Source organism: Inhella crocodyli (assembly GCF_004004565.1).
Classification (GTDB): Bacteria; Pseudomonadota; Gammaproteobacteria; order Burkholderiales; family Burkholderiaceae_C; genus Inhella; species Inhella crocodyli.
This window is the reverse complement of sequence record NZ_SACM01000006.1, coordinates 54,538-75,931: the sequence shown is the minus strand read 5'-3', so window position 1 is coordinate 75,931 and position 21,394 is coordinate 54,538. Positions and strand designations below refer to the sequence as shown.

General features: G+C 65.6%; 23 protein-coding genes and 1 tRNA gene. 4 read left to right on the top strand and 20 right to left on the bottom strand.

The window, feature by feature from the left end:
* Window position 1 precedes the first annotated feature (1 nt).
* The 5 genes from EOD73_RS16820 to EOD73_RS16800 are packed head-to-tail and all read right to left on the bottom strand — an operon-like array spanning window position 2 to window position 4,030.
* A complete protein-coding gene (locus EOD73_RS16820; RefSeq protein ID WP_127684207.1) occupies window positions 2-613 on the bottom strand; it encodes an SCO family protein in 612 nt (203 codons plus the stop codon).
* Window positions 591-1,505, bottom strand: a complete 915-nt coding sequence (gene cyoE, locus EOD73_RS16815; protein WP_127684206.1) for a heme o synthase — start codon at window positions 1,503-1,505, stop codon at window positions 591-593. The genes EOD73_RS16820 and cyoE overlap by 23 nt, the downstream gene beginning before the upstream one ends.
* The gene (locus EOD73_RS16810) at window positions 1,502-2,629 is read right to left on the bottom strand and encodes a COX15/CtaA family protein (RefSeq protein WP_127684205.1); all 1,128 of its coding nucleotides are present in this window, start codon (window positions 2,627-2,629) and stop codon (window positions 1,502-1,504) included. Before EOD73_RS16810 ends, cyoE begins: the two co-directional genes overlap by 4 nt.
* Window positions 2,626-3,339: an SCO family protein gene (locus EOD73_RS16805; RefSeq protein ID WP_127684204.1), complete on the bottom strand. Its 714-nt coding sequence runs from the start codon at window positions 3,337-3,339 to the stop codon at window positions 2,626-2,628. The genes EOD73_RS16810 and EOD73_RS16805 overlap by 4 nt, the downstream gene beginning before the upstream one ends.
* Complete coding sequence (locus EOD73_RS16800; RefSeq protein WP_127684203.1) at window positions 3,287-4,030, bottom strand: SURF1 family protein; 744 nt, start codon at window positions 4,028-4,030, stop codon at window positions 3,287-3,289. The genes EOD73_RS16805 and EOD73_RS16800 overlap by 53 nt, the downstream gene beginning before the upstream one ends.
* Window positions 4,031-4,041: 11 nt before the next feature.
* Between EOD73_RS16800 and EOD73_RS16795 the strand changes: the two genes are divergently transcribed.
* A complete protein-coding gene (locus tag EOD73_RS16795) occupies window positions 4,042-4,254 on the top strand; it encodes a DUF2909 domain-containing protein (protein ID WP_127684202.1) in 213 nt (70 codons plus the stop codon).
* A gap of 62 nt (window positions 4,255-4,316) precedes the next feature.
* Here EOD73_RS16795 and EOD73_RS16790 read toward each other — a convergent pair whose 3' ends face one another.
* From EOD73_RS16790 to EOD73_RS16765, 7 genes are all read right to left on the bottom strand, one after another.
* Window positions 4,317-5,207, bottom strand: coding sequence for a cytochrome c oxidase subunit 3 (locus EOD73_RS16790; RefSeq protein ID WP_127684201.1), 891 nt, complete (start codon window positions 5,205-5,207; stop codon window positions 4,317-4,319).
* Window positions 5,208-5,241: 34 nt separating this feature from the next.
* Window positions 5,242-5,481 (bottom strand): DUF2970 domain-containing protein, encoded by a 240-nt coding sequence (locus EOD73_RS16785; RefSeq protein ID WP_127684200.1) that lies wholly within the window; start codon window positions 5,479-5,481, stop codon window positions 5,242-5,244.
* Window positions 5,478-6,053: a cytochrome c oxidase assembly protein gene (locus EOD73_RS16780; RefSeq protein WP_127684199.1), complete on the bottom strand. Its 576-nt coding sequence runs from the start codon at window positions 6,051-6,053 to the stop codon at window positions 5,478-5,480. The genes EOD73_RS16785 and EOD73_RS16780 overlap by 4 nt, the downstream gene beginning before the upstream one ends.
* Before the next feature lie 4 nt (window positions 6,054-6,057).
* Window positions 6,058-6,168 (bottom strand): cytochrome oxidase small assembly protein, encoded by a 111-nt coding sequence (locus tag EOD73_RS17885; protein ID WP_240660767.1) that lies wholly within the window; start codon window positions 6,166-6,168, stop codon window positions 6,058-6,060.
* 1 nt (window position 6,169) lies between these two features.
* Window positions 6,170-7,804: a cytochrome c oxidase subunit I gene (ctaD, locus tag EOD73_RS16775; protein ID WP_127684198.1), complete on the bottom strand. Its 1,635-nt coding sequence runs from the start codon at window positions 7,802-7,804 to the stop codon at window positions 6,170-6,172.
* 18 nt (window positions 7,805-7,822) lie between these two features.
* On the bottom strand, window positions 7,823-8,947 hold the full coding sequence (gene coxB, locus EOD73_RS16770) for a cytochrome c oxidase subunit II (RefSeq protein ID WP_127684323.1): 1,125 nt from the start codon (window positions 8,945-8,947) through the stop codon (window positions 7,823-7,825).
* 515 nt (window positions 8,948-9,462) lie between these two features.
* Window positions 9,463-10,662: a class I SAM-dependent methyltransferase gene (locus tag EOD73_RS16765; protein WP_127684197.1), complete on the bottom strand. Its 1,200-nt coding sequence runs from the start codon at window positions 10,660-10,662 to the stop codon at window positions 9,463-9,465.
* A gap of 38 nt (window positions 10,663-10,700) precedes the next feature.
* On the opposite strand from EOD73_RS16765, the gene EOD73_RS16760 reads away from it, so the two are divergent.
* Entirely contained in the window at window positions 10,701-12,071 is a 1,371-nt protein-coding gene (locus tag EOD73_RS16760; protein ID WP_127684196.1) for a hypothetical protein, read from the top strand.
* Here EOD73_RS16760 and argJ read toward each other — a convergent pair whose 3' ends face one another.
* Together argJ and secA are read right to left on the bottom strand one after the other, a co-directional pair.
* Complete coding sequence (gene argJ / locus EOD73_RS16755) at window positions 12,072-13,301, bottom strand: bifunctional glutamate N-acetyltransferase/amino-acid acetyltransferase ArgJ (protein ID WP_127684195.1); 1,230 nt, start codon at window positions 13,299-13,301, stop codon at window positions 12,072-12,074. It abuts the gene before it with no gap.
* Between the two features lie 74 nt (window positions 13,302-13,375).
* Complete coding sequence (secA, locus tag EOD73_RS16750; RefSeq protein WP_127684194.1) at window positions 13,376-16,123, bottom strand: preprotein translocase subunit SecA; 2,748 nt, start codon at window positions 16,121-16,123, stop codon at window positions 13,376-13,378.
* Between the two features lie 126 nt (window positions 16,124-16,249).
* Here secA and EOD73_RS16745 point away from each other — a divergent pair, with 126 nt between their 5' ends.
* The gene (locus EOD73_RS16745) at window positions 16,250-16,579 is read left to right on the top strand and encodes a hypothetical protein (RefSeq protein ID WP_127684193.1); all 330 of its coding nucleotides are present in this window, start codon (window positions 16,250-16,252) and stop codon (window positions 16,577-16,579) included.
* A 9-nt stretch (window positions 16,580-16,588) separates the two neighbouring features.
* Here EOD73_RS16745 and EOD73_RS16740 read toward each other — a convergent pair.
* The 6 genes from EOD73_RS16740 to petA form a co-directional block, all read right to left on the bottom strand.
* Window positions 16,589-16,664: transfer RNA gene (locus EOD73_RS16740), tRNA-Thr, on the bottom strand.
* A gap of 30 nt (window positions 16,665-16,694) precedes the next feature.
* Entirely contained in the window at window positions 16,695-17,165 is a 471-nt protein-coding gene (locus tag EOD73_RS16735; protein WP_127684192.1) for a ClpXP protease specificity-enhancing factor, read from the bottom strand.
* Window positions 17,165-17,782, bottom strand: coding sequence for a glutathione S-transferase N-terminal domain-containing protein (locus EOD73_RS16730; RefSeq protein WP_127684191.1), 618 nt, complete (start codon window positions 17,780-17,782; stop codon window positions 17,165-17,167). The genes EOD73_RS16735 and EOD73_RS16730 overlap by 1 nt, the downstream gene beginning before the upstream one ends.
* Before the next feature lie 93 nt (window positions 17,783-17,875).
* Window positions 17,876-18,637 (bottom strand): cytochrome c1, encoded by a 762-nt coding sequence (locus EOD73_RS16725; protein ID WP_127684190.1) that lies wholly within the window; start codon window positions 18,635-18,637, stop codon window positions 17,876-17,878.
* A gap of 21 nt (window positions 18,638-18,658) precedes the next feature.
* The gene (locus EOD73_RS16720; RefSeq protein ID WP_127684189.1) at window positions 18,659-20,134 is read right to left on the bottom strand and encodes a cytochrome b; all 1,476 of its coding nucleotides are present in this window, start codon (window positions 20,132-20,134) and stop codon (window positions 18,659-18,661) included.
* Between the two features lie 9 nt (window positions 20,135-20,143).
* The gene (gene petA, locus EOD73_RS16715) at window positions 20,144-20,737 is read right to left on the bottom strand and encodes a ubiquinol-cytochrome c reductase iron-sulfur subunit (protein ID WP_127684188.1); all 594 of its coding nucleotides are present in this window, start codon (window positions 20,735-20,737) and stop codon (window positions 20,144-20,146) included.
* 193 nt (window positions 20,738-20,930) lie between these two features.
* Between petA and mscL the strand changes: the two genes are divergently transcribed.
* Complete coding sequence (mscL, locus tag EOD73_RS16710) at window positions 20,931-21,350, top strand: large conductance mechanosensitive channel protein MscL (protein ID WP_127684187.1); 420 nt, start codon at window positions 20,931-20,933, stop codon at window positions 21,348-21,350.
* Window positions 21,351-21,394: the final 44 nt, after the last annotated feature.

The window sequence follows — 21,394 nt, the reverse complement described above, 5'->3', positions numbered from 1 at the left end:
TTCAGGCGCCTCGCAACAAGGTCCGCACGTCCCCGAGCAGGGCCTGCGGGCCGAGTCCGTAGCGCGCGTACAAGCGCAAGCGGCCCTGGGGGTCGAACACGAACGAGGCCGCGGTGTGGTCCATCGTGTAGCCCTCGCCCGTCTTGGCCGGCACCTTGTTGAACAGCACCCGGAACTCTTTGGCCACGGCGCGCGTCTCCTCGAGGCTGCCGCGCAAGGCCACCCCATCGGCGCCGAAGTTGGCCATGTAAGCCCTCAAGAGTTCGGGCGTGTCGCGCTCGGGGTCCACGGTGATGAACACCGGCACCACGCGGGCGCCGTCGGCACCGAGTTCCTGCTTGATCAGCGCCAATTCGCCCAGGGTCGTCGGGCACACGTCAGGGCACTGCGTGAAGCCGAAGAAAACCACCACAACCCGCCCCCGGAAGTCGGCCAAGCTGCGGCGCCGGCCGTCCACATCGGGCAGGTTGAAGTCGCGGCCGTAGGCCGCCCCGGTCAAGTCGACACTGGCAAAGCTGGTTTGGGCCGCGGGCTCGCAGGCACCCAGGCCGCCCAGGCTGGCCAAACCGGCCAGCAGCCAAACGCGACGGTCAACGGATTCCGATGGGCACATAGTGGTCGATCAACAGCGCTGCAAACAGCAAAGCCAGGTACCAGATGGAGAACCAGAAGGTGCGACGGGCCAGGGCTTCGTCGTAGCGGCGCCAGAGGCGCCACCCGAACCAGCAAAAGCGCAGGCCCAGGGCCAGCGCCGCCACCAGGTAGAGCAGCCCGCTCATGCCCATCAGGTAAGGCAACAGGGTGGCCGCCAACAGAATCCAGGTGTACAGGAAGACCTGCAGGCGCGTGAAGGCATTGCCGTGCGTCACGGGCAGCATGGGCAGCCCGGCCTTGGCGTAGTCGTCGGCGCGGTACAGGGCCAGGGCCCAGAAGTGGGGCGGGGTCCACAAGAAAATGATCAAGCACAGCAGCCAGGGCTCGGGCCCGAGACTGCCCTGGACCGCCGCCCAGCCCAGCACCGGCGGCATGGCCCCCGAGGCCCCGCCGATCACGATGTTCTGCGGTGTGGTCGGCTTCAACCACACCGTGTAGACGATGGCGTAGCCGACGAAGGTGGCCAGGGTCAGCCACAGGGTGAGCGCGTTGACCCACAGCAGCAAGATCAACGCCCCGGCCGCGCACAAGGCGACCGAGAACCCCAAGGCTTGCGTGGGGCTCAACTCGCCCCGCGCGGTCGGGCGCCAGCTCGTGCGCTTCATGCGCGCATCGATGCGGCGTTCGACCAAGCAATTGAACGCCGCCGCCGCCGCCGCAATGAGCCAAATGCCCAGCGCCCCAGCGCCCATGCGCTGCCACTGCGCGGCATCCGGCCAGCCCGGCACGGCCAGGGCCATGCCGATGACCGCGCAGAACACGATCAGTTGCACCACGCGAGGCTTGGTCAGCGCGTAGAACTGGGCCCATCGGCTGGGCACGCCACCGCCTTGCACAGGCACCTCGGTCATGCGCGAACCTCCCGCCTCAAGCTTTGCGGGGCCACGTGCGCGCCCTCCCCGACCCATCGCGCGCCCAGCACCGTCAGCACCACGACCCAGGCCGCGGCGCCCGCGCTGTGGGACAAGGCCGCCAACAAGGGCCAGCCCAGGACGACATTCGACACGCCGGACGCCACCTGCCACACCAACAGGGCCACCAGCGCCAACGCCCAGGGGCGCGTGGTCGGTGCGCGCAACTGCCAGGCCAGCGCCAAGGCCACCAAGGTGACGGCCAGCGCACCCAGGCGATGGGTCACGTGGATGGCCGTCAGGGCCGGGAAGCTCAGCAGCCCCCCCTGCCCGTCGGTGCCCAAGGCCCGCCAAACGCGGAAGGCGGCGGAAAAGTCCATCTCCGGCCACCACTGGCCCTGGCAGGTCGGCAAATCGCGGCACACGAGCACCGCGTAATTGGTGCTGACCCACCCGCCCAACATCAACTGCACGAACACCAACACGGCCAGGAGTTGCCAGGTGCGGATCACGGCCTTGGACACCGCGATCGGTCGCGGTGCCAATCGCTCGGCCTGCCAAGCCAGCAAGCTGAGCAAGCCCAGCCCGAGCATCAGGTGGCCGGTGACGACGGCCGGGAACAGCTTCATCGTGACCGTCCAAGCGCCGAAAGCGCCTTGCAGCAGCACCCAGGCCAAGGCCAGGCTGGCCCAGCCCGGATGCGGCAGGTCGGCCTGACGCCAGCGCCAGGCCAGCGCCGCCAAGACCAGGATCAGAAAACCAACGGCGCTGGCCCAGTAGCGGTGCACCATTTCAACCCAGGCCTTGCCGTGTGTGACGGGGCCCGTGGGGCGCAGGGCCACCTCGGCCGCGATCTCTTCGCGGGCGCCAATGGGGCTGACCGAGCCGTAGCAACCGGGCCAATCGGGACAGCCCAAGCCCGAATCCGACAGGCGCGTGAAGGCCCCGAACACCACCAAGTCGAAGGTCAGGAACAAGGTGATCAAGGTCAGCGCGCGCAAGCGCCGGCGCCGATCCAGCCCCGCGCTTCGCACCATCCACCAGCCCAAGGGCACGATCCCCAGGCCCAGGCCCAGCAGCAGCAACTGAAGCAGGGGCGACCAGTCCACGAAACCCGGGGTCATTGCGGGCGCCCCGCTTGGTCCCAGTGCACGCTGGCCTTGAGCAAGCGGTCCAGGTCCTTCTTGATCTTCATGGGATCGGGATGGGCGGGCGAGCGCCACATCCAGCGGCCCATCGGATCGACGAGGTACAGGTGCGAGGCCAGGGCCTGGCCGGTCGCAGGCTGCAACCACTGCCGCAGCGCATCGGCCGGCACCCGCAGCACGGTGGTCGACGGGGTCGCTTGCAAGGCCTTCAACAGGGCGGGCTGGATGGGGGCGTCGTCGGTGACGAGCCAGACCTTGTCCACGCGATCGCGGGCGCGGCCCAGCATCTCGCGCAGCTGCCGTTGCATGTACAGGTGGTTCTCGCACTCGCCCACACAGGAACCGCCATCGACCACCACCAGCAACCATTGCTGGTGCAGGCTGGCCGGTGCCACTGCCTTGCCGTCCAGGTCCCGCAAGGGCAAGGTGGGCGGCAACTCGGGCTGCGCGGCGATCAGCTCGCCGTAGGCCTGCCCCTGCGGCTTGATCACGTAGAAGGTGAAGTACGACGCCAACACCGGCAGCGCGCACAGCAGCACCACCACCACCATCATGATGCGGCCGCGGCGGGTTTGGTCCGAGCGGCTCAGGGCACGCAGGGCTTCGTCCTCGGGCGGCACGTGCACCGTGAGGTCAAGCGCGTGCGCGTCGGCGTCGCCAGGGGAGGAAAACTTGGAACCAGACATACAAACCCAGGGTCAAGGCCGACAACGCAAACCACTGCGCCGCATAGCCATGGTGTTTGGCCACGCCGTCGTCGGGTGAGGGCCAGTCGCAATCCAGCGGGGCGCACGAAGCGGTCTGCCACAGCACCCAAGGAACGGGGGCCTGGCCCAAAGCCGCAGCGCTGCCGGAAAGGTCGAGATTTTGCTTGAGCGGGCCATCGGCCGCCGGGCCCAGGTCATAGGCTCGCCACGCGTGAGGCGCCAAGCGACCTTCCACCTGGACTTCGCCCTCGGGCGTGGCAGGCCACGGCGGCGCCGTGTGCACGCCGGCGCCTTTGGGAACCCAACCGCGCTGCACCCAGACCAGCCCCCCTTGGTCCAGCTTCAGGGGCGTGAGCAGCACGAAGCCGCTTCGCTGCTTCAAGGGACGGTTGTCGAGCCAGAGGCTTTTCGAGGGCCACCACTGGCCGCGCCAAACCACCCGGCGTGCCGACCAATCGGTGTGGGCTTGGGCTAGCACGTCGGCGATCGACACGGGCGGCAATTGCGCCGCCCGCACCCGTTCGGCCTGCAAAGCCTGCTTCTGGTGGGCTCGGTCCAACTGCCAGATGCCCAGCCGGGCGGTCCCGAGCACCACCCCGAGCGCGGCCAAGGCCACTGCGGGGCCGGTCCATCGCCCCCAACGACCGCGGTCAACGGCGGGCTGCTGCATACTCGATCGCCATGAACTGGTTGTTTCTATTCGCCTTCTTGGGCATCTTGGGCGCGCTGGCCGGCGCGGGGTACTTCATGCTGCGACGCGGCGGTCAGCGGCGCGACGCGATGGCCAGGGCACTGGCCGTCCGTGTGGGCCTGTCGGTGACCTTGTTCTTGATCATCTTGCTCGCGTGGTCGATGGGTTGGATCGAACCCCGCGGCGTCCCGATTCAACGCTGAAGCGCCGCACCGACAAGCAAAAGCGCCGCCCACGGGCGGCGCTTTTCATGGGGCGACGTCGATCACATCCAGTACACGACGACGTACAGGCCCAACCACACCACGTCCACGAAGTGCCAGTACCAAGCGGCGCCTTCGAACCCGAAGTGGCGATCCTTGGTGAAGTGGCCCTTTTGCAGGCGCAGGGTGATGAACAGCAACATCAGCATGCCCACGAACACGTGGAATCCGTGGAAGCCCGTCAGCATGAAGAAGGTGCTGCCGAAGATGCCACTGGACAGCTTCAGGTTCAGGTCGCGGTAGGCGTGCATGTACTCGTAGCCCTGCACGAACAGGAACACGACGCCGAGCAGCACGGTCATCCACATGAAGGCGATGGTGCGCGCGCGGTTGCCGGCCACCAAGGCATGGTGGGCGATGGTCAGGGTCACACCCGAGGTCAGCAACAGCGCCGTGTTCAGCGTCGGCAGGGGCCAGGGACCGATGGTCTGGAAGGCCTCGATCGTGCCGGCGGGCGAGGCCGTCATGCCAGGGTTGCTGCTGGGCCACAGGGCCTTGAAGTCGGGCCACAGCAAGGAGGTGTGCTCGAGGTTGCCCAGCATGGGCACCGAGTGGACCCGGGCCCAATACAAGGCGCCAAAGAAGGCCGCGAAGAACATCACCTCGGAGAAGATGAACCAGCCCATGCTCCAGCGGAAGCTGATGTCGATGCGGTCGCTGTACAGGCCGCCCTCGCTCTCGCGGATGGCATCACCGAACCACTGCTTCAGCACGAACAGCCAGAACAAGAGGCCAAACGCCAAGGAGTACGCGCCCCAACCATGGCCGTTGATCCACTGGCCGGCGCCCAGGATGACGAAGAACAGCCCCAATGACGCCAGCGCAGGGTGGCGCGAGGGCCCTGGAACGAAGTAGTACGGCGCTTGGCCGCTGCTATGGGTTGCACCTGCCATGAGGCTTCTCCTTGTTCTCTAAACAGTTTTTCGCTCAGCCGGCGACGCCGCTGGCAATCACCCACCGAACCAGCACCACCAACGCCGTCACGAACAGGGCGGCGCCGGCGACACCGGCAATGATCACGTGCACCGGGTTGAGCTTGGCGATGTCTCGCTCGTGCTCGGCGCCCTTGCGCACGCCAAAAAACGACCACGCGACGGCCCGCATCGTCTGACCCAACGAAGCGGGGCGCTGCACCGCTTCCCGCAGGTCTTGGCCGGCCTCGCTCATGCGCCTGCCTTGGCCGGCTTGGCCTGCGCGAGCTTCTTGCCCGGCACCTCAAAGAAGGTGTAGGACAAGGTGATGGTGGTCACGTCTTTGGGCAACTTGGGGTCCACCACGAACACCACCGGCCACTCTTTCTCTTCACCCGGCGCCAAGGTGTACTCGTTGAAGCAGAAGCACTCGAACTTGTGGAAGTGCGCCATGCTTTGCTTCGGCGCATAGCTCGGGATGGCCTGCGCGGCCATGGTCCGATCTTGGCGGTTGCGAAAGGTGTAGTTCACCGTCACCAACTCGCCCGGATGGACCTTCACGAAGTTCTTCGCCGGCTTGAAGTCCCAAGGCCCCCGCGCATTGGCGTCGAACTCCACCGTGACCCAGCGGCTGCTGTCGATCTGCGAGTTCTTGGCCAGGTCGCGGCGCTCCACCTCGCTCAGCACGTTGATGCCCAGGGCTTCGCAAATGGCCCGGTACAGCGGCACCAAGGCGTAGCCAAACCCGAACATCAACGCACACACCACGACCAACTTGCCCACCAGGTGCAAGTTGTCGCGATGCAACGCTCGGCTCCAGCGCTTCATGGAATCAACTCGTCAAGAACGCCATCTTGGCCATGAACCCGACCGCGAAGGCCAGCGCCACGCTGGCCAAGATCAAGCCCAGGCGGCGGTTGGCTTTGCGCTGTTCGGCGTCCATGTCAACCAACGATCTTGGTGGCCGTGGCGTCCAGCTTCGGGGGCGTCTCGAAGGTGTGGAAGGGAGCCGGCGACGGCACTTCCCATTCCAAGCCTTCGGCACCTTCCCAGGGCCGCTGCGGGGCCTTCTCACCCTTGCCGCGCATCATGGGCAGCACGATGAACAGGAAGAAGTACACCTGCATCAGGCCGAAGCCCAGGGCGCCGATCGAAGCGATCAGGTTGAAGTCGGCGAACTGCAAGGGGTAGTCGGCGTAGCGTCGCGGCATGCCGGCCAAGCCCAAGAAGTGCATCGGGAAGAAGGTGACGTTGAAGAACAGCAGCGACAGCCAGAAGTGCAGCTTGCCGCGGAACTCGCTGTACATCACGCCGCTCCACTTCGGGCCCCAGTAGTAGACGCCAGCGAACAGGGCAAACAGCGAACCGGCCACCAGCACGTAGTGGAAGTGGGCCACCACGTAATAGGTGTCCTGGATCTGGATGTCCACAGGCGCCATCGACAGGATCAGGCCCGTGAAACCGCCCATCGTGAACACGAAGATGAATCCCACGGCCCACAGCATGGGCACTTCGAAGGTCATCGAACCGCGCCACATCGTGGCGATCCAGTTGAAGATCTTCACGCCCGTGGGCACGGCGATCAGCATCGTGGCGTACATGAAGAACAACTGACCCGTCACCGGCATGCCGGTCGTGAACATGTGGTGGGCCCACACGATGAACGACAGGATGGCGATCGAGGCCGTGGCGTACACCATCGAGGCGTAGCCAAACAGGCGCTTGCGGGCGAAGGCCGGCACGATCTGGCTGACGATGCCGAAGGCCGGCAAGATCATGATGTAGACCTCGGGGTGGCCGAAGAACCAGAAGATGTGCTGGTACATCACCGGGTCGCCACCACCGGCCGGGTTGAAGAACGTGGTGCCGAAGTGGCGGTCGGTCAGCGTCATGGTGATGGCACCGGCCAGCACGGGCATGACGGCGATCAGCAGGTAGGCGGTGATCAGCCAGGTCCAGGCGAACATCGGCATTTTCATCAAGGTCATGCCAGGCGCGCGCATGTTCAAGATGGTGACGATGATGTTGATCGAGCCCATGATCGACGAGGCGCCCAGGATGTGCATCGCGAAGATGCCAGCGTCCATGGAGGGCCCCATCTGCAGGGTCAGGGGCGCGTACAACGTCCAGCCTGCGGCAGGTGCACCGCCCGGCATGAAGAACGAGGCCACGAGCATGACGGCGGCCGGGATCATCAGCCAGAAGCTGAAGTTGTTCATCCGCGCGAAGGCCATGTCACTGGCACCGATCTGCAGCGGAATCATCCAGTTCGCGAAGCCCACGAAGGCCGGCATGATGGCGCCGAACACCATGATCAGGCCGTGCATGGTGGTGAACTGGTTGAACAGTTCCGGGTTCACGTACTGCAGGCCCGGCTTCGCCAATTCCAAGCGGATGCCCAGGGCCAAGAGGCCGCCGATCATCAACATGGCGAAGGCAAACAGCAGGTACAGCGTGCCGATGTCTTTGTGGTTGGTGGCGAACACCCAACGACGCCAACCCGTGGGGGCGTGGTGGTCGTGGTGATCGTCGTGGGCGTGGCCGGCCGCGTGGCCGTGCGGATCGAGTACAGCGCTCATGTTGTTGTCCTCGGCAAATTACTTGGCGCGAGCCGCCGCAAACTCAGCAGGCTGGATGACCTTGCCGGTTTGGTTGCTCCAGGAATTCTTGGTGTAGGTCATGACGGCCGCCAACTCGGTGTCATTGAGTTGCTTCCAGGCAGGCATCGCGCCATTGCCGGCACCCTGCAACAGGATCTGGATCTGTTTCTCGGGCTCGTTCAGAACAATCGCACTGCCGTCCAGGGGCTTGATGGGACCCGCGCCCTTGCCGTCGGCTCGGTGGCAGGCGGCGCAGTTGGCGTTGTAGACCTTCTCGCCGCGGGCCATCAGGCCGGCCAGGTCCCACACCTTGTTGGGATCGTCGGCCTTCGCGGCCATGGCCTTCTTCTGTTCGGCCACCCAGGTGGCGTAATCGGCCTGGCTCAGCACCTTCACATGGATCGGCATGTAGGCGTGCTCTTTGCCGCACAACTCGGCGCATTGGCCGTAATAGTCGCCCACCTTTTCGGCGCGGAACCAGGTGTCGCGCACGAAGCCCGGGATGGCGTCTTGCTTCACGCCAAAGGCCGGCACCATCCACGCGTGGATCACGTCGTTCGCGGTGGTGATGATGCGCACCTTCTTGTCGACGGGCACGACCAAGGGGTTGTCCACCTTCAGCAGGTAGTCGTCGACTTGGTCCGGCTTGCCGCTGTCGCTCATCGCGCGCTGGGCCGGGTCCAGGGTCGACAAGAAAGCGATGCCCTCCCCTTCGCCCTTCAGGTAGTCGTAGCCCCACTTCCACTGGTAACCCGTGGCCTTGATGGTCAGGTCGGCGTTGGTCGTGTCTTTCATGGCCACCACCACCTTCGTGGCGGGCAAGGCCATGGCGATCACGATCAAGAACGGCACCACCGTCCAAGCGATTTCGACGGCCACGGACTCGTGGAAGTTGGCCGACTTCGCACCCCGCGATTTGCGGTGCTTGAAGATCGAATAGAACATCACGCCGAACACCGCCACGAAGATGGCCGAGCAAATCCACAACATCATGTTGTGCAAGCCCATCTGCCACGTGGCAATTTGAGTCACCGGAGGCGGCAGATTGACCTGGTTGACGGCGGGGCCGCCGGGCAGGTCGTTCACGGCCCAGCTGGCTTGAGCCGCCAGCAAGGCGCCCATGGCGAGGCCGTTGCGGGCCCAAGCGCCCAGGCGATGCAGGGATTGGATGTTGTGGTTCATGTCTGCGCGTGGAGTCCGTGTGCAGGGAGGTGCGAGGCGCCGAAACGCAACGCGAAACCGGCAGCCCAGGCCTTCACCCAATCTGCCGGTTCAAAACGGGCGCGATTCTAGCCCCATGACTTGGTGGGCCTCACCGGGGAAGGTGCCTTGACTCCCATCAAAAGCGGTGGGCATTTCGAGTGCAAATTGAAGGCAGCCCAATCCACGTCAACTTCAAGCTTGGTCAACGGGCCGCGCCGAAGAAGATGGTCGCCATGACAGCGCGAGACCCAGCCATGGATTCGCGACCCCTCGGGCTGGGCCCTGGGTCGGGTGGGGCTGCGCGCGTCTGGCTCGCTGCGCTTGCGCCCGCTTGCCGGCTTTCCGGGGTTGAGGGCCCCACGCCGCCGCGTCTTGCCCTCCACCGATCCCCTTGCCGCCCTCTCCGCCTGGGAACACGACGTTCCCGGGCGGATTCAGGGTCCCAACAGCGCCTCCAAGGCCTGCTCCCGCACCCCCCAAAACGCCTTCAAGGCCTGCGCCTGCTCGCGCGCCTGCTGCTCGCGGGCGGGCACCCGAACAGGCCGTCGGGTGGCCAAGATCATCTTGTTCTTTTGCGTGTGCTCCAGGCTCACGAACTCGAACACTTGCGTGTCGTAGCCCTGCGCCTCCAACCACAGCGCTCGCAGACCATCGGTCAGCATTTCCGCCTCTTGCCCCAGATGCACGCCGTGCTTGAACAGGGGTTGCAGCACGCCCGGCGGTTGAAGCTGCCCGCGCAACTGCTTGTGGCAGCAAGGCGCCGTCAGGATGACGGCCGCGCCAGCGCGCAGTCCGTGGTGCAAAGCATGGTCGGTCGCGGTGTCGCAGGCGTGCAGGGCAATCATGACGTCCAGCGGCCGCACGGATTGATGCCCAACATCGCCCTGGGCAAAGTGCAGCCCGTCCAAACCCAGTTGGCGCGCCAAGGCTTCCGTCTCGGCCACCAGGGCCTCGCGCAACTCCACCCCCACCACGTCGGCTGGCCGACCCAAGCGCCTCAGGTGAGCGTGCACGGCGAAGGTGAGGTACCCCCGACCGCAGCCGAAGTCGGCGACCCGCACGGGCTGCCCCATCGGCAAGTCGGCCTGACGCAGGGCCGCGTCGAAGATCTCCACAAAGTGATTGATTTGCCGCCATTTGCGCGCCATCGCCGGCACGGGCACGGGCGCCCCCTGGGCCCGCTGCATCAACCCCAAGGCCTGCCAAGCGGGATCGTTCGCATCCAGCCAGCGGGGCTTCTCCCGGTTGTGCCCCGCCGGCACGGCGGCAGTGGCCGCCGGGGCGACGGCATGCCGGCTCAGCAAAGCCCGCTTCTTTTTGACGTCCAGCTGCCAATGGGCCTCCGGCGTCCACAGCGCCGCCGCACGAAAGTCCCGGCCCAGGCGCTCGGCCACAGCCGCCACAGCAGCATCAGGAGGAAGGTTTTGGGTCAGGTCCTTGGTCGCGTGTCGCCACACCATTTGGACGCAGGCCTGGCCCTTCAACTGCACTGGACGCAGCAAGAGGCGCTCGAGGTCCCCTGCGGCTGGCGTGGGCGCCGTCAGTTGCGCGCGGTGCCAAGCGTGGCCGCTTTGGAACGCGGCCGCGAGAAGCGCCAGGAATTGCGCGGTATCGTCATCCGGGATCGGGCTCATGCCGTGGATTGTCGACCTACCATGCGCGACCCAAGACCATGACCCCGACCTCGCGCGCCATCCAGCAAGCCGTCGTCGCTTGGCACAACCGCCATCCGCTCGCGGCCCGCATCGACGAAAGCCAGGTGCACAGCATCGGCTGGGTCGCCCTGCCCTTCCTGCGTCCGCCCCAAGGGGTCGAGCCGACGATGGACGGCAGCGAGGCATCCGGACCGGCCCCCAGCCCAGCAACGCCCACCCCCAAACGGCGGCATTGGGAGCGACTGGTGCGCGCGCAGCGCGCCACGAACGCCCCGTGGCCGGTGTTCAGCGAGGCCTTCATCGACGGCATCAGCGCCTCACGCGCCGCACGCTTCGCGGCGGCCCACGGGCTGTCTGTCGCCCCCCAGCAAGAGGGCGAGGACGAGGGCCAGCGCGCATGGCCGCAGCGCCGCATCGACGTCGACGGCCCCTTGGCGGAACACTCCGGGGGCGGTTGGCCGGTGGAGTTGTGGTTGATCAGCGCGGCCATCGACGTGGGCAAAGAACGGCGCCGCGTGCTGGTGGCGGCCGACGGCAGCGTGGTGGACGGTCCGCGTCATTGGCATCGCCGACGGCTTCAAGGCCTGTGGGTGCTGACGCTTGTCGCGGCCGCGGCAGGGACAGCAGGCTGGTGGTGGAGCCGCCCAGTCGCCCCGGAAACCTCCGAAGCCTCCGCGCCCTCCGGCCCAGCGACGGTGGCCAGCGCACCCGCGAGTGCGGCGGCGGGTCCCGAGCCGGCTTCCGGCCCAACCGCACTTCCCCCAACCGAGGCCAGCGCCCCGCCCACCACGGCCACGGCCGCTTCCGGCCTGCCGCAAGCGCCAGCCACCGCAGCCAGCACCGCAACAGCCGCAGCGTCGGCCGCCGCCGTCTCTGCCTCGGGCACCAACGACGAGCCGCCACCCGACATCCGCCCGCAACTGGTGAAACCGCTGCCCAACCGCCGCGGCCCGCCACCGCCACCGATGTTGGCGAGCAAGGCCACGGCACGCGCAGAAGCCGGGTCGGCGCCCCCAACCCCAGGCCCCGCGCCCACCGACGCGGCGCGCAACGCCACCGGCCCGTCCGGGGCAGAGACAAGTTCTGGGGCCTACAGAGGCGCAGCGACACCCGAGTCCATCCGTCCGGGTGTGCCGGCCAAGGGGCCGCTGATCGCCTTGGTGAGCCCGGCTTGGAAAACCCGCGCGGAAGCCGAGGCGATGTTGGCGCGCATGACCGAGCACCTGAAGGCCACCATGGCCCAGCAGGCGGGCCTGCACGGCGAGGTCATCGAGACCCCCGAGGGCTGGCGCGCCGCGGTCTACCCCTTTGCGACGCGCGAAGAAGCGGCCATCCTCAACGCCACCATGGTCGCCCGCGGATGGCGTACCCGCTCGGTCAGCTTCTGATCAGGACCGGTAGTCGGCGTTGATGCGGACGTAGTCTTCGCTGAAGTCGCAGGTCCACACCGTTTCGCTGGCCGCGCCGCGATTCAAATGCACGCGGACCCGCACGTCGCTGGCCGCCATCGCTTGGGCCGCTTCCGCTTCCACGTAGTTCGCCAGCCGGCCGCCCTCGCGCACCACGGCCACGTCCCCCAAGTCCATGTCGATCAGGGACTGGTCGAGATCGGGGATGCCGGCATAGCCCACCGCCGCCAAGATGCGGCCCAGGTTGGGGTCGCTGGCGAAGAAGGCGGTCTTCACCAAGGGGGAGTGGGCGATGGCATAGGCCACTTGACGGCTTTCGGCCGCATCCCGCCCACCGTCCACCTGCACCGTGATGAACTTCGTCGCGCCCTCGCCGTCCCGGACGATGGCCTGGGCAAGTTCCACCGCCAAGCTCTTCAAGGCGTCGCGCAACAGGGCCGCCTCGACCGAATCCAAGGCGTCGATGCGCGCGTGACCCGCTTGGTGGGTGGCCATGAGCAAGAAGCTGTCGTTCGTGCTGGTATCGCCATCGACCGTGATGCGGTTGAACGAGGCGTCGGCCGCCTCCTTCACGAGGGCCGGCAACAAGCTCGGAGCCACGCAGGCGTCGGTGGCCACGAAACCCAGCATCGTGGCCATGTTGGGACGGATCATGCCGGCGCCCTTGGCAATGCCGGTGAGCGTGACGGCCTTGCCGCCGATGGTGACTTGGCGCGAAGCCGCCTTGGGCAAGGTGTCCGTCGTCATGATGGCCTGCGCGGCCTCCAACCACGCATCGGGTCGGGCCGCATCGATCGCGGCACGCAAGCCCGCTTCGATGCGCTCAACCGGCAGCGTTTCCATGATGACGCCCGTCGAGAACGGAAGCACCTGCTGCTCGGCGAGGCCCAATTGGTCGGCCAGCGCCGCACAAGTGCGCCGGGCGCGCGCCAGTCCGTCCGCGCCGGTACCGGCGTTCGCGTTGCCGGTGTTGATCAACAAGGCGCGCACCTCCGGACCGTGCTGCAGGTGCTCGCGGCACACCTGCACCGGCGCGGCGCAAAAGCGGTTCTGGGTGAACACGCCCGCGACGCTGGTGCCGGGTGCCAGGAGCCACACCGACAAGTCGCGGCGGTTGGCCTTGCGAACGCCGGCTTGGGTGGTGCCGATGCGAACCCCCGCCACGGGCAGGAGTTGGGCGGGGTCGGGGCTGTGCAGTTGAACGGGCATGGTGGCGGCAATGAAAAAGGGCCGAGAAGAACTCGGCCCATTCTAGAAATCGAAGGACGGCAGGCGGGCGGGTGTCAGGCCAGCTTGCCGTGGCAGAACTTGAACTTCTTGCCACTGCCGCAGGGGCAGGGGTCGTTGCGTCCAACGCCGGGGTACTGGTCCGCCAGGGAGGGACCGCCGGCCGGCTCCTGCGACACCGACCCGTCTTCGTTGGGGTGGGTGTAGGTCACGTTGCGCACCTGCTCGGCCTGGGCCGCTGCGGCTTCGGCCGCGCGCTGCGCTTCGTCTTGGGTCTGGATGCGCACATTCATCAGCACCCGGGTCACCTCCAGCTTCACCGCGTCGAGCAACTGCGAGAACAGCTCGAAGGCCTCGCGCTTGTACTCTTGCTTGGGGTTCTTCTGGGCGTAGCCGCGCAGGTGGATGCCCTGGCGCAGGTAGTCCAAGGCCGCCAAATGCTCGCGCCAGCGCTGGTCGATGCTTTGCAGCAGCACCATGCGCATGAAGGGCGTGAACTGCTCGACGCCGATCAAAGTCACCTTGGCGTCGAACACCGTGTTGGCGGCGTTGACCACGAGGTTGAGGACGTCGTCGTCGGTGAAGGCATCGGCCGCGGTGGCGGTTTCCACCAGGGGCAGGTCGAGCATCCACTCGTCCTTGAGTTGGCGCTGCAGGCCCACCAAGTCCCATTGCTCTTCCAAGCTCTCGGGCGGCACATGGGCCCGCACGATGTCGGTCATCGTGCCTTCGCGCAGCGAGCGAACTTGCGGCAGCAAGTCGGCGGCCTCCAAGATGGCGTTGCGCTGCTGGTAGATCACCTTGCGCTGGTCGTTGGCGACGTCGTCGTACTCCAGCAGTTGTTTGCGGATGTCGAAGTTGCGGGCCTCGACCTTGCGCTGGGCGCCTTCGATGCTGCGGCTCACGATGCCCGCTTCGATGGCCTCGCCATCGGGCATCTTCAAGCGCTCCATGATGGCCTTGACGCGATCGCCGGCAAAGATGCGCATCAGCGAGTCGTCGAGGCTCAGGTAGAAGCGGCTGGCACCGGGGTCACCCTGGCGACCCGAACGGCCGCGGAGCTGGTTGTCGATGCGGCGGCTCTCGTGACGCTCCGTGGCGACCACGCGCAGGCCGCCGGCGGCCTTCACCTTCTCATGCAGCCCCTGCCATTCGTCGTGCAGTTGCTGGATGCGGCGCGCTTTCTCGTCGGCCGGCACCGATGGGTCGGCCTCCAGCAGTTGGACCTGCTTCTCCACGTTGCCGCCCAGCACGATGTCCGTGCCCCGACCCGCCATGTTGGTGGCGATCGTGATCACGCCAGGCCGACCCGCCTGCGCGATGATTTCGGCCTCTTTGGCGTGCTGCTTGGCGTTCAGCACGTTGTGTGGCAGCTTCTCCTTGGTCAGCATGGCCGACACGAGCTCGGAGTTTTCGATCGAGGTCGTGCCCACCAGCACCGGCTGCCCGGCCTCGTGGCACTGGCGGATGTCGCGCACCAGGGCGTCGTACTTTTCGCGGGCCGACTTGTAGACCAGGTCGAGCTCGTCCTTGCGAATCGTGGGGCGGTTCGGCGGAATGACCACCGTTTCCAGGCCGTAGATTTCTTGGAATTCGTAGGCTTCCGTGTCGGCCGTGCCCGTCATGCCGCCGAGCTTGGCGTACATGCGGAAGTAGTTTTGGAAGGTGATCGAGGCGAGCGTCTGGTTCTCGGCCTGGATCTGCACGCCCTCCTTCGCCTCAACGGCTTGGTGCAAACCGTCCGACCAGCGACGGCCGGTCATCAAGCGCCCCGTGAACTCGTCAACGATCACCACCTCGTTGTTCTGAACCACGTAGTGCGTGTCGCGCTGGAACACATGGTGCGCGCGCAAGGCGGCGTACAGGTGGTGCACGAGCGAGATGTTGCCCGGGTCGTACAGGCTGGCGCCCTCGGCCAGCAGGCCTTCTTCGGCGAGCAAGACTTCTGCGCGCTCGTGGCCAGCTTCGGTCAAGAAAATCTGGTGCGACTTTTCGTCGACCGTGAAATCGCCCGGCTCGATCACGCCCTCGCCCGTGCGCGGGTCGGCTTCACCGATTTGCTTCTTCAGCTTCGGGGCCACGGCGTTGATGTGGCGGTACAGCTCGGTGTGGTCGTCGGCCTGGCCCGAAATGATCAGAGGCGTGCGCGCTTCGTCGATCAAGATCGAGTCGACTTCGTCCACGATGGCGAAGTTCAGCGAGCGCTGCACCCGGTCTTCGATCGACTGCACCATGTTGTCGCGCAGGTAGTCGAAGCCGTATTCGTTGTTGGTGCCGTAGGTGATGTCGGCGTTGTAGGCCGCTTGCTTTTCTTCACGCGGCACATGCGGCTGGTTGATGCCGACGGTCAGCCCCATGAAGTTGTACAGCTTGGCCATCCACTCGGCATCGCGGCGTGCCAAGTAATCGTTGACCGTCACCACATGAACGCCCTTGCCCGACAGCGCGTTCAAGTAAACGGGCAGCGTGGCCATCAAGGTCTTGCCTTCGCCCGTGCGCATCTCGGCAATCTTGCCGCTGTGGAGCACCATGCCCCCGATCAACTGCACGTCGAAGTGGCGCATCTTGAGCACGCGCTTGCTGGCCTCCCGAACGGCGGCGAAAGCGTCAGGCAGGATCTGGTCGAGCGTTTCACCAGCGGCCAAGCGATCCTTGAGGACCTGCGTTTGCGACTGCAGCGTCGCATCGTCCATCGCCTCGTACTTGGGTTCCAGTGCATTGATGGCCTGCACCGTCTTGCGGAACTGGCGCAGCAGGCGCTCATTGCGGCTGCCAAAGAGGCGGGTCAGGAGCTGGGGCAACATGGATTCGGCGAACAGTGGAGAAGGCACGAGGGCCTGCATCTGGGGCGCAAGTTCCGCTTTTTCAAGCGAAATCACCGGCCAGGGCAAAAGCGCCGGAGTCTACCAGCCGGGCCTAAACTGAAGCCCATGTCTGGCCCCCGCTACCTGCATCGTCCCTTGCGGCCCACCGTGCCGGCGGCCGTGCCGGTGTCGCAGGCACTGCAGGCCCATGCTGGCTTGGTGCACCTCACCCAAATGGCCCAGGCCGCCCAAGCCCGGTTGACCACGGTCAAGAAGGGATTGCCAGTCAGCATGCACGGCAGTTTGGTGGCAGGCGCGGTCGACGAGGAGGGCTGGACCTTGTTGGTCACGAGCGCCGCGGCCGCAGCAAAGTTGCGCCAGTTCCAGCCGCAGTTGCAGGCCTTGCTGCAAGCCCGCTTCGGGCCCGGCCTGCTGCGCATCAAGCGCACGGTGTGATGGATGGCGTGGTGCCGGCTATCCGAATCGAACGGATGACCTACCGCTTACAAGGCGGTTGCTCTACCAACTGAGCTAAGCCGGCGTTCGGGTGAGGCTCAAGTGCCCCACCCCTTCATTTGACACGCTTGAGGGTTGGGCGCGGCGCCGGCCCGTCGGGCGGCGGTGCTGCATCCGACGATTTCACGGGCTCGGGCGCCAACCGGAGCCCCGTGGGTTCAACCGCATCGTCCTCCTCCATGGATGCCGACTCGGTGCGCTCGGCCGGAGCCGGAAAGGCCATGCCCTGGCCGTTCTCGCGGGCATAAATCGCCAAGACGTGATCGACGGGCACCAGCAGGTCGCGCGCCACCCCGCCAAAGCGGGCCTTGAACGCGATCCAGTCGTTGCCCAACTCCAGGCCTTGGGTGGCCTCCATGCCGACGTTGAGCACGATTTGGCCATCGTGCACATGTTCCATCGGCACACGCACGCCCGGCCCCACTTTCACGGCCAAATGAGGCGTGAAGCCATGATCCGTGCACCACTGGTGCATGGCCCGGATCAAGTACGGGCGGGTCGACGGGAGTTCGGCGGGCAGGTCCATCAGCGGCGCATGACCTTTTCCGACGGCGTCAGCGCTTCGATGTAGGCCGGGCGCGAGAAGATGCGCTCCGCGTACTTCAGCAAGGGAGCGGCGTTCTTCGACATGTCGATGCCGTAGTAGTCCAGGCGCCACAACAGCGGAGCGATGGCGACGTCGAGCATCGAGAAGTCGTCGCCCAGCATGAACTTGTTCTTCAAGAAGATCGGCGCCAACTGAGTCAGGCGGTCGCGGATCTGGCTGCGGGCCTTTTCCAACTGTTTGTCGGTCGGCTTGGGGCCGCCGCTGCGGTTCTCGAGGATGTTCACGTAGGCGAACAGCTCTTTCTCGAAGTTCAGCAGGAACAGGCGAACACGCGCGCGGGCCAGCGGGTCCCCGGGCATCAACTGCGGATGGGGAAAGCGCTCGTCGATGTACTCGTTGATGATGTTCGACTCGTACAAGATCAGGTCGCGCTCGACCAGGATCGGCACGTCGTTGTACGGGTTCATCAGCGCGATGTCTTCGGGCTTGGCGAACAGGTCGACGTCGCGGATCTCGAAATCCATGCCCTTCTCGAACAGGACAAAGCGGCAACGGTGCGAGTATGGGCAGGTGGTGCCCGAGTAGAGAACCATCATGGTGGTGGACTCCGAGTCAGTCGATCAACAGCAAAAACAAAACGCAGTGCACACCGTGTGGGTGCGCACTGCGCAAGGGGGCAAGCCGAAGGCTTACTTCACGTCCTTCCAGAACGCGGCATTCAGACGCCACGCCAGCACCGAGAAGATGCCCAGGAAGATCAACACGCCAACGCCCAAACGGTAGCGCTGGGCTTGCATGGGTTCAGCGGTCCAGGCCAAGTAGGCCACCAAGTCACCCACGGCACTGTCGTACTCGGCCTGGGTCATCTTGCCGGGCTTGACGACCGTCCATTCACCGGTGAAGACGTGCGCAGTGTGACCGTGCGACTCGATCTCCTTGAACACCGGCGTGCGCTCGCCTTGCAACTCCCACAGAACGTGAGGCATGCCGATGGACGGGAACACGAGGTTGTTCCAGCCCGTGGCCTTGGTGTCATCGCGGTAGTACGAGCGCCACAGGGTGTACAGGTAGTCGGCCCCCGAACCCTGCGAGCCGGCGCGCGAACGCGCCACCAAGGTCAGGTCGGGCGGCGTTGCCCCGAACCAGTCTTTGGCTTGCTTCGGGTCCATGGCGATGCGCATGGTGTCGCCGACTTTCTCGCCAGCAAACATCAAGTTGTCCTTGATCTGCTGGTCCGTCAACCCAATGTCACGCAGCTTGTTGTAGCGCTGGAACTGCGCCGAGTGGCAGTTCAAGCAGTAGTTGGCGAACAGCTTGGCCCCGTTTTGCAGGGCGGCCATGTCGCTCATCTTTTCGGCCGGGAAGCGATCCCAGGGGGCGCCGTCCCCCGCGGCCAAGGCCGAAGTGGCCAGGGCCCATCCACAGACCAGCGAGGCGAGGATTTTTTTCATTCGATTCGGCTCCGGATGGGGTCAGTGGGCAGCGAAGGTGACGCGATCGGGCACCGGCTTGAATTCGCCCTTGCGGCTCCACCACGGCATCAGCAAGAAGAAGCCAAAGTAGAACAAGGTGCCGACTTGCGCCACCAACGTGCCAGCGACGCTGGGAGGCTGGATGCCCAAGTAGCCCAGCACGACAAAGAACAGCACGAACACCACGTAGACCCAGGTGTGGCCGTCGGGGCGGTAACGGATCGACTTGACCGGGCTCTGGTCCAGCCAGGGCAGGAAGAACAGGATCACGACCGAGCCGCCCATGACCACCACGCCCCAGAACTTGGCGTCGTAGCCCCCCAGCAGCGCATCGATCAGCGGGTTGGCCAGTTCCACACCGGCCCAGCCCAGCAAGACCTTGGCAACGCCAAACGCGAAGAACGCCAAGGCCATCAAGCCCCAGTACCCCGTCTTCAGGATCGCGGGCCAGGTGGAGCGCCGCACCGACACCCAACCGACCGCCACGAAGAAGGCCCACAACACCGGCATGAAGTCCGAGGTGGTGGCGCGCAACATCGAGTAGAACGGCGTGAAGTACCACACCGGAGCGATGTGCGCGGGGGTCTTCAGCGGGTCGGCCGGGATGAAGTTGTTGAACTCCAGGAAGTAGCCGCCCATCTCAGGCGCAAAGAAGACCACGGCCGAGAACACGATCAAGAACAGACTGACGGCGAAGATATCGTGCACCGTGTAGTAGGGATGGAAGGGAATGCCGTCCAGCGGCTTGCCCTGCGCATCCTTCTTGGCCTTGATTTCCACGCCGTCGGGGTTGTTCGAGCCCACATCGTGCAACGCCAGCAAGTGCGCCACCACCAGGCCCAACAGCACCAGGGGAATGGCAATCACGTGGAAGCTGAAGAAGCGGTTCAGCGTCGCATCGCTCACGACGAAGTCACCTCGGATGAACAGCGACAGCGTCTCGCCCACGTAGGGGATCGCGGCGAACAGGTTCACGATCACCTGCGCACCCCAGTAGCTCATTTGGCCCCAGGGGAGCAGGTAGCCGAAGAAGGCCTCGCCCATCAGGCACAAAAAGATCGCGCAGCCGAAGATCCACACCAGTTCGCGGGGCTTGCGGTACGACCCGTACAGAAGGCCGCGGAACATGTGCAGGTAAACCACCACGAAGAAGGCCGAGGCCCCGGTGGAGTGCATGTAGCGGACCAACCATCCCCAGTCGACGTCGCGCATGATGCTCAACTCGACCGAGCCGAAGGCCAAGCCGGCGTCCGGCTTGTAGTGCATCACCAAGAAGATGCCGGTGACGATTTGGATCACCAGCACCAACAGCGCCAACGAACCGAAGATGTACCACCAGTTGAAGTTCTTGGGCGCGTAGTACTCCGCCATGTGCACCTTGTAGGCGTCGAACGCGGTCGGGAACCGGTTCTCCAGCCACGTCATGGTCTGCACGCCCAGCGATGCGCCCGCGGGCGCTTCCTTGAATTCGGCCATGGGGTTTCCTTATGCCTTGTCTTCGCCGATCAGCAGCTTGCTGTCGCTCAGGTACATGTGCGGGGGGACTTCGAGGTTGTCCGGCGCCGGCTTGTTTTTGAACACGCGGCCGGCCATGTCAAAGGTCGAACCGTGGCAAGGGCACAGGAAGCCGCCTGCCCAGTCGTCGGGCAGTGAGGGCTGAGCGCCGGTCTGGAATTTGTCGGTCGGCGAGCAGCCCAAGTGCGAGCAGATGCCCACAGCCACGAACACCTCGGGCTTGATGGAGCGGTGCGCGTTGCGCGCGTACTCGGGCGTCGGGTACGCCGTGCGCTTGCTGTCCGGATCGGCGACCTGGGGCGTGGTCTTGCTCAGGGCCTCCAGTTGCTCGGGGGTGCGGCGAACGATCCACACCGGTTTGCCGCGCCATTCGACGGTCAGCTTCTCACCGGGCTTGAGGGTCGAGATGTCCACTTCGACCGGTGCACCGGCGGCTTTGGCGCGCTCGGAAGGGGCGAAGGTGCTGATGAAAGGCACCGCGACGGCAGCACCGCCGGCCGCACCGGCGCAACCGGTGGCGATCATCCAGGTGCGTTTGCTTTGATCCACAGCGTGGTCGCTCATGGGCATCCTTGGTGGGTTCTTTTTTGGAGGGGGAGGGCAAGCCATGGCTTCCCCTCGGAAGGCGGGCGGCATTCTAGCCCCAGGGTCAAGCCCCTCCCCTGGGGCTGAGCCCGACCGAGGCCTACGGGTAAGCCGGAGGGCGGGTCAGGGGGCGCGCTCGAGAAAATCGCCGCTTTCCCCCAGCAGGTGCAACATGAGTTTTTTCTCGGAATTTCGCGAGTTCGCCGTCAAAGGCAACGTCGTTGACTTGGCCGTCGGCGTGATCATCGGTGGCGCGTTCGGCAAGATCGTCGACTCCTTGGTGGGCGACGTGATCATGCCGGTCATCGGCAAGATCGTCGGCGGGCTGGACTTCAGCGACTACTTCATTCCCTTGGCGGGCCAAACGGCCACGACCCTGGCCGAAGCCAAGAAGGCGGGCGCAGTGCTCGCTTATGGCAGCTTTCTGTCGGTGCTGTTGAACTTCATCATCCTGGCCTTCGTGATCTTCTTGATGATCAAGCAGATCAACCGCCTGAAGCGCGAGACCCCCGCACCGGCCCCCAGCGCCCCGCCACCGACGCCCGAAGACGTGGTGCTGCTGCGCGAGATCCGCGACGCACTCAAGCGCTGACCCCGAAGTCGCCCCAGGTCCTTTCAGGCTGGGGCATCATGGAG

Coding starts and splice junctions, on each gene's coding strand:
- EOD73_RS16820 (WP_127684207.1), bottom strand. CDS start 613: ATGTGCCCATCGGAATCCGTTGACCGTCGCGTTTGGCTGCTGGCCGGT.
- cyoE (WP_127684206.1), bottom strand. CDS start 1,505: ATGACCGAGGTGCCTGTGCAAGGCGGTGGCGTGCCCAGCCGATGGGCC.
- EOD73_RS16810 (WP_127684205.1), bottom strand. CDS start 2,629: ATGACCCCGGGTTTCGTGGACTGGTCGCCCCTGCTTCAGTTGCTGCTG.
- EOD73_RS16805 (WP_127684204.1), bottom strand. CDS start 3,339: ATGTCTGGTTCCAAGTTTTCCTCCCCTGGCGACGCCGACGCGCACGCG.
- EOD73_RS16800 (WP_127684203.1), bottom strand. CDS start 4,030: ATGCAGCAGCCCGCCGTTGACCGCGGTCGTTGGGGGCGATGGACCGGC.
- EOD73_RS16795 (WP_127684202.1), top strand. CDS start 4,042: ATGAACTGGTTGTTTCTATTCGCCTTCTTGGGCATCTTGGGCGCGCTG.
- EOD73_RS16790 (WP_127684201.1), bottom strand. CDS start 5,207: ATGGCAGGTGCAACCCATAGCAGCGGCCAAGCGCCGTACTACTTCGTT.
- EOD73_RS16785 (WP_127684200.1), bottom strand. CDS start 5,481: ATGAGCGAGGCCGGCCAAGACCTGCGGGAAGCGGTGCAGCGCCCCGCT.
- EOD73_RS16780 (WP_127684199.1), bottom strand. CDS start 6,053: ATGAAGCGCTGGAGCCGAGCGTTGCATCGCGACAACTTGCACCTGGTG.
- EOD73_RS17885 (WP_240660767.1), bottom strand. CDS start 6,168: ATGGACGCCGAACAGCGCAAAGCCAACCGCCGCCTGGGCTTGATCTTG.
- ctaD (WP_127684198.1), bottom strand. CDS start 7,804: ATGAGCGCTGTACTCGATCCGCACGGCCACGCGGCCGGCCACGCCCAC.
- coxB (WP_127684323.1), bottom strand. CDS start 8,947: ATGGGCGCCTTGCTGGCGGCTCAAGCCAGCTGGGCCGTGAACGACCTG.
- EOD73_RS16765 (WP_127684197.1), bottom strand. CDS start 10,662: ATGAGCCCGATCCCGGATGACGATACCGCGCAATTCCTGGCGCTTCTC.
- EOD73_RS16760 (WP_127684196.1), top strand. CDS start 10,701: ATGACCCCGACCTCGCGCGCCATCCAGCAAGCCGTCGTCGCTTGGCAC.
- argJ (WP_127684195.1), bottom strand. CDS start 13,301: ATGCCCGTTCAACTGCACAGCCCCGACCCCGCCCAACTCCTGCCCGTG.
- secA (WP_127684194.1), bottom strand. CDS start 16,123: ATGTTGCCCCAGCTCCTGACCCGCCTCTTTGGCAGCCGCAATGAGCGC.
- EOD73_RS16745 (WP_127684193.1), top strand. CDS start 16,250: ATGTCTGGCCCCCGCTACCTGCATCGTCCCTTGCGGCCCACCGTGCCG.
- EOD73_RS16735 (WP_127684192.1), bottom strand. CDS start 17,165: ATGGACCTGCCCGCCGAACTCCCGTCGACCCGCCCGTACTTGATCCGG.
- EOD73_RS16730 (WP_127684191.1), bottom strand. CDS start 17,782: ATGATGGTTCTCTACTCGGGCACCACCTGCCCATACTCGCACCGTTGC.
- EOD73_RS16725 (WP_127684190.1), bottom strand. CDS start 18,637: ATGAAAAAAATCCTCGCCTCGCTGGTCTGTGGATGGGCCCTGGCCACT.
- EOD73_RS16720 (WP_127684189.1), bottom strand. CDS start 20,134: ATGGCCGAATTCAAGGAAGCGCCCGCGGGCGCATCGCTGGGCGTGCAG.
- petA (WP_127684188.1), bottom strand. CDS start 20,737: ATGAGCGACCACGCTGTGGATCAAAGCAAACGCACCTGGATGATCGCC.
- mscL (WP_127684187.1), top strand. CDS start 20,931: ATGAGTTTTTTCTCGGAATTTCGCGAGTTCGCCGTCAAAGGCAACGTC.